A 12,529-nucleotide genomic window follows, 5' to 3' on the forward strand; every position below is an offset into this window, starting at 1 on the left:
GCTCCTCATTCATTTTCATCAACTTTTTCATTTATAATCTCAAGTCCCGTTTGAGCGATAATGTCGGCATCAAATATATTAATTCCTTTATCATCGAACTCACGGCAAATTTCAGAGTATCTGTTGGCGTTCTGTGCGCAACCGCCAAATAGCTTAGACCGTTTTTGCTTTGCTGCATCCTCGAACAAGTACATGATGACCTTGTTTTTAAATACACGAATAAATTTTTCCCGATCAATTTCATCGCCATTTTCCGGCACGACTATATTTTTAGAGATGAAATATGGTCCAAGTTGCTTATCTTCGTTGATTTTTTGATTAGCTAAGAAGTCATTAATCGCCTTTCTTAACTTATTCCATTCCACCTTCTGCGATTCATCTTTGCCAAGACAAACATACTTTCCACGGATTTGTTCATCGCTTTCATTGATGCCCAAATAGGTGAAATCCCATCTACGCTTAAAGGCGGTATCCATAGGAAATACACCTTGGTCGGCACTATTCATCGTTGCCCAGATGAACATATTGTCGGGGATGCGAATTTTAGAATAGTCTTCTGGTGAACCGCCCAATTCGCTGCACAGATATTTCTTTATATCCTCGGAGGCTTGAATAGGATACTCGCTTACGCCATTTTCATCTCTATCAAGCAACTGGAATATATCACCAAAAACCGACGCTACATTAGCGCGATTAATTTCCTCGATGATGAGTAGGAACGGTCTAATATGATCCGTCCTGCTATTTTTAAGTGCCTTGACATACATCCGCATAAACGGTCCGGGCACATACTCGTAAGAAATATCTTTCTTCGATTTTTTCGGAGATAAAAATTTAACGTATGGACGATCTCCTCCGTTCTGAATCTGATAGGGTAAACTATCTTCTGCTACGAGTGATTCGTCTGCAAAAACTCCTGGCGATAGAGGTCTCTCAATTTTTTCTTGAGTCGTTTTTGTCTTATCCGTTAAGATAGAAAATGCTTTTGCTTTGTCATCATCAACGTAAGCGTTGTTATCGTCACTCACCATCACAGGTTTGTATGTGCCGACAAAATTCGCATATGAGTAATCCGGATGGAAGGTAACTCGTTCATAGTCGTTTTCGTTACCTTCTCCGATCAGTTCTTTTGCCTGTTTATTGATCGTATAACTCTTCCCTGTTCCCGGTGCGCCAAAAAGGATGCGATTTCTTTCAAAATCAGATTGATATCCTGTGTTAAAGTTTATTGAACGCTCTTCATCATGTGCATCCTCTAAATCTGTCTTTCGAGTTTCTGCATCCAAAGATGCTCTATTATCATACATGGAAATGTAGTCGTATATTTTGTCTTTATGTACAACCGCTATCTTGATCCCTAGTTTGTTGGTAATTCTCTCAAAAGGAAGTGTTGGAATATAATTATTGGGGATAATAATTTGATTTCCTGGACCGTTCCTTTTCCCTTCCTTTGTCCCTGAAATTTCCTCTATAATTTTTTCATTAGACTCAAGGCTAAAAATGTAGTTTTGATATTTCTCAACCGAGCTATTTAGTCCTAAGCAAAAGTATTTCATTTCTTGCTTTAATGCATAATTCCACGCAACACTTCTTTCAAAAGCACCACTATCTCGAGTATCAAAATAATTTTTTGTATTGTCTTGCTTGTGTACTAGCGGATACAAAAATAAGACAATTTTTTCTCCATTTTTTAAAGTTAGAACGATGCCTCTATTTTTTGTTTCACTAATGTACTCCTTTTGAGATTCATCTAGGAGCATATATTCATTTAATGCATCTGCTGCCTGTGATACCGTATATGCCATAATACATCTTCCTCTACTAACCGATTATTTCAAAAGTCTCTAGCGTGTCAATTACAGCTTCTGCGCAGCACTTTGCAAATAACGGCGGAACTGCATTGCCTATCATTTTATATAATTCCATGTTACTCCCCGTAAACACGTAATCATCAGAAAAAGTTTGCAATCTTGCTGCCTCTCTAACTGTTATAGTTCTTTGTTGCTTAGAATCTGGATGAATATGTCGTAACCCATCCTTATACAAATGCGCCGGGATTAAATTACTAGGTGCATCCCAACGAATAACATGATATTTATGAACATTAGACTTTCTTCCAGTCATTTCAGTATATAGTTCTTTCAGCGCGGCAATTGACGTATATTGGTTTCTTCCAGATTCAATATCTTCCGTTAATAGCTTAAAAATACCAATATCTCTATCACTCTGCCATCTAGCGATATGATTAGGTATTGTACTATCCGGAATTGTATGTCTCGTCCTGCCCCCGTTTATTTTAATATCCTCATTTACTGGATATAATTTAGGAAGATCGCCTATAGCCTCAAAAACAGTCATTTTCTTTAGTGTTTTATGTTTTGGTAACGCAACTTTGTAAAAATAATCAATAGCCTCTTTACTACGATCTCCCAAAACATCTTTTCGCACACCAAAAATAATAATTCTTTTTCGATTTTGAGGAACACCGTAGTCGGTAAAGTCCACAACTGCTTCCCCCAAGTCAGGCAAAAGCAAGTATCCTGATTCATTAAAACGCTCTTGTATTATATCTTTTATCGGTCTATCTCCAGGTTTAGCACTTAAGAGACCAGGTACGTTTTCAAAGATAAATGCCTTAGGTTTATATCGTTCTAATACTTTTATGTAGCTCTCAAATAAATAGTTTCTGTAATCATTTTTCATTCCAAACTCATCACGAACTCGCCCGGCAATGGAATAAGCTTGACACGGTGGCCCACCGATTACAATATCAATTCCCTTGGCATTATTAACCAACTTATCTAAGCCACTTGAACTACTGTATTGTGGATCACCTTCCCATCCATTAAACAATTCTTCTGTTCGTTGAATATCAAATCTAATAACTCTTTCTTCGGCATCTTTATAATGCCATTTGTCCCGTAACCTAATTTTGAGATTCTCGCTAGGGGCTTTCTCCCACTCAACAGCAGCTACTGTCTCAAAGCCCCCCGATTGCTCAAAGCCATCCATCAATCCACCGCATCCCGCAAATAAATCAATGGAGCGGATTTTATTTTTTTTCATTTTCATTCTCCTGAATAATTTCCATTATCGCATTAGCCAAAGCTTGTCCTAATAATGGCGGGACTGCATTTCCTACTTGTCTGCATTGCTGTGTTTTCGTCCCAGTAAAAATAAAATCATCGGGGAAAGATTGCATTCTTGCGCTTTCACGTACAGTAGGAACTCGATTAAATGTATAGTGGAATAGATTTCTATGCCCTGTATCTACCGTTCTGGCCGGAGCATTTCCGTTCAATCTAGTCCATGCCATATGAAATTTTCTGCTTTCTCCCCAACCCTTAGGGAGATCTTTATAGTTCCCTCCCTCAGGAACAAGCGCAATTGTCTCCTTGACCATTTGAGTGTGATTTGTTCCTAAGTGGTTATATAGTACAGTACACTTTCCGCGCATCAATTTTTGATATTCTGTTAACGGCGCCTGTTGATATTCTGATACGTCAGCGCCAATTCCATCTTCTAATGAAGGCAAATCACTTATAGCGTCCCTACATGTACGATAATTTGTTGTATCGAATTCTGCTATTGGAAAAACTGGTACACCTATGTCTTTTCTAATTCCCATAAAAATTAATCTTTTTCTCATCTGAGGAACGCCATAATCAGCTGCACAAAGAATTTTACAATCAATGTTATATCCTATTGCTCTGAAACGGCGGAGAATTTCTTCTTTGATTTGCCCCTTATAAAGGGTTGCCATTCCAGGAACGTTTTCTATTATAAAAGCCTTCGGTTTAAACTGTTTTACAATCTCAATAACCGCTAAATATAGCTTGTTTCTTTCATCTTCAAAATTTCTTGGCCCCGTTAAAGAAAAACCCTGACACGGAGGCCCTGCAATTACTACATCAATTTCTCGATTACCTGCAATATTCTTAATCTCATCAAAGGTTTCCTGTTTGGAAAGGTCTGCATTCATCGCAATCGCGCCGTTATGGTTTTTAGCAAATGTATTTAAGGCCGCTTGGTCATTGTCAACTCCTACAATAATATCAAAACCGGCATCCATAAAGCCTTTAGATAGCCCACCACAACCGGCAAATAAATCGATAGCATTCATTCAATTTCCTCCCAATCAGTCCTTAATAAATTCACATATATCCGAAATGTCGCAATCAAGTCTAGAACATATTTTAAGCAAAACGTCCATACTCACAGGTTGATTTTTACTCAACTTAGCCAATGTATTCGTTCCAATTCCCGTTAACAATCTCAATTCACTTTTATTTATTCCTCTATCTATTATTAACTTCCACAACTTATTATAGCTTACATCCATTTAAGCCACTCCTCTGCCAGACAAGAAAAGTCACAATTTCGCTACAAATAAATTTAGTTTGTTCTATAATAGCATTTCACATAGAATATATCAACGGAGAAATAAAATATTTCAATATCTGCATATTTCACTCAGTTATTCTACCAGTGATGCCCAGCTATCGTTAATACCATACGCACATTCCTCTATTCCCCCTCTCTATCCTCTAGAAATCACACACCTGTTTTTAGGCACAAAAAAAGCCGGCCTTCTGCCGACATTCGCTAAACACACTCTATATATGTGGTTTTCCGCTACGCGCCCCGATTGATAAGTTTTATCACATCAAACACTTACATATCATACACACGACCCCGAAACGGTTTCAACACTTCTACTAACGTGCGAACTACACAAGAAGGCGTGAAAAACTCACCGCCACGCTTACCTTCTTGTTCGGCAAACATAGCTAAACAATATTCATAAGTACGTCCTAAAATATCTTTTTCACTACCATGTTCAATCATTTTAATATTGGTAAACAAATCGACAACTTCACCCAACCGTCGTTTATCCAATTCCGGAAGAGCAAAGTTTTTAGGGAGAATATCCTTGAGACGTGTATTTTCTTTTCAATAGCTCTCATAGCATTGTCAATAACCGTCCCTATTTCTTCCTCACGCGACTTTGCCGCAATTTCATTCCAACGCGCGCCAGCTGGAACAAAAAAAATTCCATCCGAAAGATATTCATCTCTATCCTCTTCAAATCCTTCCCCTTCTTCTACCAGGGCTTGGTATTTTTCATCGAATCTGTCGGAGATATATTTTAAAAAGATAAGTCCAAGAACAACGCTCTTGTATTCTGAAGCATCTATGTTACCACGCAACACACAGGCTGCATCCCAAATCTCTTTTTCAAATCCAATATCTGCTGTACTCTTTGCTGCCATTTAAGTTCTACCTTCCCTTGCACGTTTATACCAATCCAAAATATATTGAACCTTATCTCTTGGAGTCCTTCAATTATAGTTCATGCTATTTTCATTTTATTATAGCACACCTCATCAATTATCCCCTGAATCCCCTCGCCTTGATTAACTCTTTCTTGTTCTCTTAATAGTAGCCATTCTCCCTATACTCTGCATCGTATTTTTCCCATGACCGTACAGCTGCTTTCCAATCCTTCATAGGATATTTACCTCGCACCCATCCGATAGAGTCGTAATAAGCAACAAACATCTCCGGATCAATCACATTGCCTCGTTCCTTACAATACGCCTCTACCATCTCTACCGTAGGCGGAACAAATTCCTCTTCTTTTATTTTCTCTTCACGCATGTTGTCGTTATGCATGTTGTCATCATATACTTTGTTATTACGCATGTTGTCGTCGTACACGGTGTCATCATACACTTTGTTATCATGCATGTTATTGTCATACATGGTGTCATCATACATGGTGCCATCATGCATTTCATCATCATACATGATGTTACCATGCATATCAGCGTTGTCCGAACGGTAAGCATTTTCTTTTTTTTCTTTTTCTTTTTTTTCACCCCCTGAAAAAGAAAATTCAGAAAGACTGTCTGGTCTGGTTTGATTGTCTTGTCTAGTGTTGGTGTCTTGTATAGTATTAGTCTGGTCTTGTCTAGTCTGGTTTAGTCTAGGTATGTGTCCGTCCTGTGTATCATGCGCTATGTCACAGGTGTTGTCATACACTATATCATGTGGTGTGTCATAGACCGTGTCATCCTTTGTGTCATGCCCTGTGTCATATACTGTGTCATGCAGTGTATCACGTTCTGTGGTATATCCTTTGTCATAGCCTGTGTCATGTTCCGTATCACGCCGTGTAGTATAGGTATCATAGCCTGTAGCAATTCCCGGTTCGTCACTCATAGGCAGTAATTCGTATTCCGTTGCTTTCATGTCGGATCGTGTTGTATAACGAATACGGCCTGACTCTTGAAGAAGTTTGCGTGCCCGTACAATTGACGATCGTGATAAACCGGAATCCCCCATAAGTAAACTGATAGGTACATTAAATACTCGCTTCCATCCACAGCTGTTATTGTAATGCATCAACGTAAACCAGAGTATCCGCGCTGATGTAGGAAGCTCCGGATGTGTTTGTACCCACTTGTGAAATCCATTAATTTCATTAATATAAGACATACTAATTCCTCCTTATACACATAACCAATCATCCCAAACTCATACCGACTCATTTCGGTTCATACTTCGTTATTGCAACTTACACTTCTTTATTACTACTGTACTTCTTTATTACCACTTGTACTTCTGTATTGCCACTTGCACTTTTGTATTGCCACTTATATTTCATCGTTGCCCTTCGTACTCACTCATATTCATGCTGACCCACAGTACCTATACACGATATGCCCCTCTTTCCTTTACAGCAGTATTCGTTGCCAACACCTTCAGATAAATATACAATATATAACGATGTTTTTAACAAAAATGTAAATTTAATTATTTTGTAACATAGTTAATTATTATATCACTTTTATCATAAATAGATAGTAAAAATTTGCATACAAAAACGGGCCTCCTTTCGGAGACCCGTTAAAAGAGCAATCGCTCTCAGTGTTCAATTATGCTTTTACTACGTTAGTCGCCTGGGGACCACGAGGGCCATCTACGATTTCGAACTCAACTTCCTGACCTTCAGCCAAGGAGCGGAACCCGTCTTCTTGGATAGCGGAATAATGCACGAATACATCGCCACCATTTTCTCTTTCAATAAAACCATAACCTTTTTCTGCACTGAACCACTTAACTTTACCAAGCATACAAATTCCTCCTAAACTGTCCAAGCAACCGGCATCCTCGATGCCTATGGTCATAGTAGCACGCATGCGTACATGTGTCAACAAATTTATACCTATCACGGACATGATTATGCGTTATCAGTATATAATCAAAAAATTATACTACCATTATGAGAAAATAGCGTGACTTTTTTCAAATTCTTGAATAGCAAAATCCTCTGCACCAATTCCTATTTGACGCAGAGGATTTTTTATTCATTGATTAAATTCTATAAGGGAAACATGGATATGCAACTATCTATTTTTCCCTATCACTATACACCGTCAAACAGTTATAGCTAAGAAAGTAATCACTTATAATATTTTCGATAAGAATAATTTTGTTCTATCGTTTTGCGGATTGTCAAATACATCCGCCGGCGAACCGGATTCCAAAATCTGACCGCCGTCAACAAAGAGTACGCGCGTACCTACTTCTTTGGCAAAGCCCATTTCGTGTGTAACTACAACCATGGTCATGCCTTCTTCGGCGAGGCTCTTCATTACATCCAATACTTCGTGAACCATTTCCGGATCAAGGGCGGATGTAGGTTCGTCGAAAAGCATTACCTTCGGCTTCATTGCCAACGCGCGGGCAATGGCTACACGCTGTTGCTGACCGCCGGACAGCTGTTCCGGATAGGCCTGAGCTTTATCCGCCAAACCTACTTTTTTCAAAAGCTCCATCGCAGTTGCTTCCGCTTCTGCCTTAGATACTTTACGAATTTTCTGCGGTGCCAAGGTAATGTTATCCAATACCGTCATATGCGGGAACAGGTTAAATCGCTGAAACACCATACCTACTTCGGCACGAACGTTATTAATATTTTCTTTAATATTAAGGTTCATACCATCAACGATAACATCGCCGGAGGTTGGTTCTTCCAAATAATTCATGCAGCGAAGCACCGTACTTTTACCGGAACCGGACGGTCCGATGATAACAACTACTTCCCCCTGTTCGATATCTAAATTAATTCCTTTCAGCACTTCCAGCTTGCCAAAGCTTTTATGTACATCGATCATCTGAATCATTTGATTTTATATCTCCTTTCCAGATAGCCTACCAGCTGAGAAATACTCAATGTCATAATAAGGTAAATAATAGCAACGGCAGACCAAATTTCAAAGGAGCCGTACGTACGAGCAATGATGAGCTGGCCGCGGCGTGTCAATTCTTCGAAGCCGATAACGGATACCAAGGAAGTATCTTTCATCATGGCAATAAATTCATTTCCCAACGGCGGGATGATGGCTTTAAATGCCTGCGGCATAACAATGTAACGCATCGTCTGTCCCCAAGTTAGTCCCAAGGAACGACCGGCTTCCATCTGACCTTTATCGATGGATTGAATACCGGCGCGGAAAATTTCGGATACGTACGCACCGGAGTTAATACTACATGCCGTAACGGCTGCAACGTACGGATCGATGCGATGCCCGATTACCATCGGCAATGCAAAGTAAATCATAAAGATTTGTACCAACAGCGGTGTGCCGCGGAATAATTCCACATAGCATTTTACCAACAGGCGAATCGGTTTAAATCGCGACATATTCGCTAGCGATGCAATCATACCAATTAAAAAGCCGCAACCTACACTCATAATCGTAATCTGGATGGTTACGACAGCCCCTTGCAATAACAGAGGCAAGTTGTCCCAAATCAGGCTCCAATTAAAACTCATGTTTCTACCTTCCCTTTTCCAGTGTGCTCTGCCATCATCCGTACGCCTTGTGACGGCATCCGATCATCGATGACAACTGACAATGTATAATAATAGCTTAATATGTATAAACAATTATAGTTGCATTATTATACAATGTCAATGCTCATTCTCTATTAAATTTGTAAATTATAGTTTCGCAGCCGGCTGCGCTTATTTTAACTCTATATTAGTCCCGGTCCTGCTGATACAAGCTGCATTAACCCCGACCCCGCTGATACAAGTTGCATTAACCCCGTACCTGCTTATACAAGCTGTGCATATGCCTTCGCCATGCGCTGTACGGCACTCACCAAGTCTTCTTCGTTAAGTCCCGTAAAATTAAGACGCATAAACTCATGATTATCCTTATTTGTATAGAACGGTGTTCCCGGCACGCAGGTTACCTGCTCTTCCAAACAAGCGTCGAAGAATTTCATACAATCCACGCCGGCCGGCATGCGAAGCCACAGGAAGAAACCTCCTTTAGGCACGGTAAAGGTAAAGTCCGGCAAGTAGGTACGCAACGCTTCAACAAAGGCATCGCGCCGTTTTTTGTATACGCCGCACATGTATTTCACATGGTCATCATAGGAATAAATATTCATGTAGGTAGCGGCAATGCTGTGATCCGGAATCGAGCTGTGCAAATCGCAGTGTTCCTTCACCAGCTCTAAGGCATCGATAACCGATTGTTCTCCGGCCAACCAACCGATACGAATACCGGGGCTAAAGGTTTTGGACAGGCTTCCCATGAAGATAACTTGGTCCTTGGTGTCGTAGGATTTAACTGCTTGTTGGTACGCTTCGCCATAAGTAAGCTCGCCGTACGGATTATCTTCTAACACAACCACATTGTACTGCGCTACTAATTCCATGAATGCTTTGCGGCGCGCCTGTGTCCAGGTCAGCCCCGTCGGGTTCTGATAGTCGGGAATAATATAAATAAGTTTAATACGAGGATTGGTGCGCAGTTTCTCTTCCAATACGGCAAGATCCATGCCTTCTTCGTCGAGAGGCACGCCTTCGATGGTGCCACCGGCAAAGGCTAAAATATTCATGGCATCGATAAAGGTAGGATCTTCTACCAATACGGTGTCCCCTTCTTCCAAGAAGAGACGAGCACATAAATCCAGCGACTGCATAGAACCGCTGGTAATTTGCACTTGATCCGGCTGCACGTGAATGGCATATTTTTCCATAATATGCGCAATATGTGTACGCAATCCTTTGTCGCCGCGACAATCACCGTATTGCAGGATACGCGCGCCGTCTTCGGAAATAATTTTATAAGCCGCTTTCGCAATTTCTTCCGTTGGGAACAGTTCCGCCGCCGGAACCCCTTCCGCTAAGGAAAGAATGTCCGGCTTACCTGCGGCACGACTTTTCAGTTCACCGATTTCCGATCGTTTCAGTTTCGATGCTGCTTTGCTGTATAACTGTTTCATATCCATATGTATCACCTCATAGAATAACATAGTAGCGAACAGGCCGAGGCACAATGTGCCCCGGCGCCGTTAGTTTTGCTTATTTACTGGTACCAAACCATTTTTTTGTCAACTTGTCGTATTCACCGTTTTCTTTAAGCTTGGCCAATGCTTTGTTCATATCGGCCAATAGCTGTTTGTCGTCTTTGCGAAGACCGATGGCCACTTTGTGATGCTGCAAGCCGATGTCCACTACTTTAAGATCGTCCATGTTCATCTTCTGGATGTAATAACGCGCTACCGGTTCGTCCAACATTACGATTTGTACGTTACCGTTTTGCAAATCCTGAAGCATGTTCGGAATAGAATCAAACTCTTTTACCGTAGTCCCCGGTTTTTCTTTGGCCAGCATAGCACCGGTCGTACCGATTTGCGCAGCTACCGTCTTACCGGCAATGTCTGCTTCGCTTTTAATATTGTTTTCATCCTTGCGAACAACCATCATCAACGATACTTCGTAGTACGGATCGGTGAAAGCAATTTTTTCTTCACGTTCCTTAGTGATAACCAAGCCGGATGCAATAGCGTCAATCTGTTTACCCTGCAATGCCGGAATCAAGGCATCAAAGCCCATGCTTACGAATTTAGCTTCGGCTCCCATTTCCTTGGCCAATGCATTGCTAAGGTCAACATCGAATCCCTTATACTTGTCGCCTTCTGCATATTCGAACGGCGGATATGTAGTTTCCGCAGCAAAGGTAATTACTTTTTTACCGTCTGTTTTACCACCGTTGTCTGCCGAGTTACCGCAACCGGCAATAAGTCCTACTGTAAGCATTGCACCCAGTAACAGGGCCGCTCCCTTTTTCCACTTCATCGTGTTCTCTCCTTTAATCAACACTTGATAACGCGTCCGTTATTCACTGATGACGCATATGTATTCACCAGTACAATATAGCAAATGTCAAACAATTATTCAACTACTTTCTTACTTACCCTGCCATTCCGTAGGCATGTCAGCCGGTGCATCGGTGTTAAACCATTTTTTGTAAATCGTATTGAATTCGCCGCTCTTCTTCATCTCTGCCAAGGCTTTATTCACTTCGGCTTGTAACTCTTTGTTGTTCTGGTTCATAGCAAAGCCAAAGTATTCTTTGGTATTCGGGAAGGGAATGACTTTGAATCCTTCATCCTTATGCTTGGACACATAGTACTGCGCTACTGGTAAATCGATAACGGCTGCTGCAACACCGCCGTTCTTCAATTCTAAAAGGGCTTCGTTACTGTGATCGAATTGTTTCAGCGTTACCCCTTCGATTTTTTTCGCCATGTCCGCACCGGTGGTTCCCATCTGGGCGGATACGGTTTTACCGTTCAAGTCTTGTAAGGTGTTGATATTGGCATTGGCCGGTACGACTACGCCGAGACCCGATTCATAATACGGCGAGGAGAACAATACCTTCTCCGCTCTTGCTTTCGTAATGGTCATTCCCGATGCGGCAAGGTCGATGTCCTTATTCCCTAAGCTCGGAATTAACGCATCAAAGGATACGTTTTTAAATTCTACCTTTGCATTCATATGCTGCGCTACGGCTTTAATCATATCAATGTCAAAACCATTCAGGTCCTGCGTCTTTTCGTCTTTGAATTCAAAAGGTACAAACGTTGCATTCGTACCGACATGGATAACCTTCTGCCCGGCGGCTGCTTGTTTGGAATCATTGTCGCTGCCGCATCCGGCAATCATAGTACCGATGGCCAAGGTAGCTACGGCTGTAATGGTTAATTTCTTTAACATGTGTGTATTCATTGTCCTCATCCTTTTCGCATAACTATACTGATTTTGATGCATCCTTGCGATAGTGAATCTACTTTTGATCCTCCCCTTACACATATATACAGCGGCACCAAGAATCGCTTAGTTACTGCATATACAATGTATCTTCTATCTGTTTTCTACCCTCTATTCGTTCATTACCGCCATTAGGAAATACATCCTTGCATCTCGTTTCGATGGAATAATTATACAATCACATTCCCCTGTAGTCAATAGTCTTTATGAATATTTTATTTAATTTTGCGAATATTTTTACACAATATAACTTCACATCCGTCAATCTATTACTGCTCCGTAAACCGTCAATGTGTTGCTGCACAACAAAAACCGAATCGTTACAGGCAATAAAAAAATAGCCACAATGAAAGGAGATGTCCTCCTTCATCATGACTATATCGTACG

Annotated in this window: 13 protein-coding genes; all 13 read right to left on the reverse strand. The window is 40.9% G+C overall.

Annotated features, from left to right (window positions below):
* Window positions 1–5: 5 nt before the first annotated feature.
* The 13 genes from G344_RS11230 to G344_RS0109345 all read right to left on the reverse strand — a co-directional run bounded on the left by G344_RS11230 (window position 6) and on the right by G344_RS0109345 (window position 12,100).
* Window positions 6–1,805, reverse strand: coding sequence for a 5-methylcytosine-specific restriction endonuclease subunit McrB (locus tag G344_RS11230; protein WP_051245897.1), 1,800 nt, complete (start codon window positions 1,803–1,805; stop codon window positions 6–8).
* 16 nt (window positions 1,806–1,821) lie between these two features.
* Window positions 1,822–3,066 (reverse strand): DNA cytosine methyltransferase, encoded by a 1,245-nt coding sequence (locus tag G344_RS11235; RefSeq protein WP_038155316.1) that lies wholly within the window; start codon window positions 3,064–3,066, stop codon window positions 1,822–1,824.
* Window positions 3,053–4,123: a DNA cytosine methyltransferase gene (locus tag G344_RS0109295; RefSeq protein WP_028255967.1), complete on the reverse strand. Its 1,071-nt coding sequence runs from the start codon at window positions 4,121–4,123 to the stop codon at window positions 3,053–3,055. Before G344_RS0109295 ends, G344_RS11235 begins: the two co-directional genes overlap by 14 nt.
* Before the next feature lie 15 nt (window positions 4,124–4,138).
* On the reverse strand, window positions 4,139–4,342 hold the full coding sequence (locus tag G344_RS0109300; RefSeq protein ID WP_028255968.1) for a helix-turn-helix domain-containing protein: 204 nt from the start codon (window positions 4,340–4,342) through the stop codon (window positions 4,139–4,141).
* Window positions 4,343–4,674: 332 nt separating this feature from the next.
* Window positions 4,675–4,866 (reverse strand): N-6 DNA methylase, encoded by a 192-nt coding sequence (locus G344_RS12170; RefSeq protein ID WP_028255969.1) that lies wholly within the window; start codon window positions 4,864–4,866, stop codon window positions 4,675–4,677.
* Entirely contained in the window at window positions 4,845–5,273 is a 429-nt protein-coding gene (locus G344_RS11240) for a type I restriction-modification system subunit M N-terminal domain-containing protein (RefSeq protein ID WP_028255970.1), read from the reverse strand. The genes G344_RS12170 and G344_RS11240 overlap by 22 nt, the downstream gene beginning before the upstream one ends.
* 163 nt (window positions 5,274–5,436) lie before the next feature.
* Window positions 5,437–6,501: a hypothetical protein gene (locus G344_RS11580; protein WP_028255971.1), complete on the reverse strand. Its 1,065-nt coding sequence runs from the start codon at window positions 6,499–6,501 to the stop codon at window positions 5,437–5,439.
* A 440-nt stretch (window positions 6,502–6,941) separates the two neighbouring features.
* Window positions 6,942–7,139, reverse strand: coding sequence for a cold shock domain-containing protein (locus G344_RS0109320; protein WP_028255972.1), 198 nt, complete (start codon window positions 7,137–7,139; stop codon window positions 6,942–6,944).
* 333 nt (window positions 7,140–7,472) lie between these two features.
* The gene (locus G344_RS0109325; protein WP_028255973.1) at window positions 7,473–8,192 is read right to left on the reverse strand and encodes an amino acid ABC transporter ATP-binding protein; all 720 of its coding nucleotides are present in this window, start codon (window positions 8,190–8,192) and stop codon (window positions 7,473–7,475) included.
* Complete coding sequence (locus G344_RS0109330) at window positions 8,189–8,845, reverse strand: amino acid ABC transporter permease (protein WP_028255974.1); 657 nt, start codon at window positions 8,843–8,845, stop codon at window positions 8,189–8,191. The genes G344_RS0109325 and G344_RS0109330 overlap by 4 nt, the downstream gene beginning before the upstream one ends.
* Before the next feature lie 284 nt (window positions 8,846–9,129).
* On the reverse strand, window positions 9,130–10,317 hold the full coding sequence (locus G344_RS0109335; RefSeq protein ID WP_169718816.1) for an aminotransferase-like domain-containing protein: 1,188 nt from the start codon (window positions 10,315–10,317) through the stop codon (window positions 9,130–9,132).
* Between the two features lie 73 nt (window positions 10,318–10,390).
* The gene (locus G344_RS0109340) at window positions 10,391–11,167 is read right to left on the reverse strand and encodes a basic amino acid ABC transporter substrate-binding protein (protein WP_028255976.1); all 777 of its coding nucleotides are present in this window, start codon (window positions 11,165–11,167) and stop codon (window positions 10,391–10,393) included.
* Between the two features lie 111 nt (window positions 11,168–11,278).
* Complete coding sequence (locus G344_RS0109345; protein ID WP_028255977.1) at window positions 11,279–12,100, reverse strand: basic amino acid ABC transporter substrate-binding protein; 822 nt, start codon at window positions 12,098–12,100, stop codon at window positions 11,279–11,281.
* Window positions 12,101–12,529 lie beyond the last annotated feature (429 nt).

Source organism: Veillonella magna DSM 19857, from assembly GCF_000428745.1.
GTDB classification, from domain to species: Bacteria; Bacillota; Negativicutes; order Veillonellales; family Veillonellaceae; genus Veillonella_A; species Veillonella_A magna.

What these genes read in the sequence shown, in the direction of transcription:
- G344_RS0109325 (WP_028255973.1), bottom strand. Translation starts at nt 8,192, where the DNA reads ATGATTCAGATGATCGATGTACATAAAAGCTTTGGCAAGCTGGAAGTG.
- G344_RS11580 (WP_028255971.1), bottom strand. Translation starts at nt 6,501, where the DNA reads ATGTCTTATATTAATGAAATTAATGGATTTCACAAGTGGGTACAAACA.
- G344_RS11230 (WP_051245897.1), bottom strand. Translation starts at nt 1,805, where the DNA reads ATGGCATATACGGTATCACAGGCAGCAGATGCATTAAATGAATATATG.
- G344_RS0109345 (WP_028255977.1), bottom strand. Translation starts at nt 12,100, where the DNA reads ATGAATACACACATGTTAAAGAAATTAACCATTACAGCCGTAGCTACC.
- G344_RS0109320 (WP_028255972.1), bottom strand. Translation starts at nt 7,139, where the DNA reads ATGCTTGGTAAAGTTAAGTGGTTCAGTGCAGAAAAAGGTTATGGTTTT.
- G344_RS11235 (WP_038155316.1), bottom strand. Translation starts at nt 3,066, where the DNA reads ATGAAAAAAAATAAAATCCGCTCCATTGATTTATTTGCGGGATGCGGT.
- G344_RS0109300 (WP_028255968.1), bottom strand. Translation starts at nt 4,342, where the DNA reads ATGGATGTAAGCTATAATAAGTTGTGGAAGTTAATAATAGATAGAGGA.
- G344_RS0109340 (WP_028255976.1), bottom strand. Translation starts at nt 11,167, where the DNA reads ATGAAGTGGAAAAAGGGAGCGGCCCTGTTACTGGGTGCAATGCTTACA.
- G344_RS0109295 (WP_028255967.1), bottom strand. Translation starts at nt 4,123, where the DNA reads ATGAATGCTATCGATTTATTTGCCGGTTGTGGTGGGCTATCTAAAGGC.
- G344_RS11240 (WP_028255970.1), bottom strand. Translation starts at nt 5,273, where the DNA reads ATGGCAGCAAAGAGTACAGCAGATATTGGATTTGAAAAAGAGATTTGG.
- G344_RS0109330 (WP_028255974.1), bottom strand. Translation starts at nt 8,845, where the DNA reads ATGAGTTTTAATTGGAGCCTGATTTGGGACAACTTGCCTCTGTTATTG.
- G344_RS0109335 (WP_169718816.1), bottom strand. Translation starts at nt 10,317, where the DNA reads ATGGATATGAAACAGTTATACAGCAAAGCAGCATCGAAACTGAAACGA.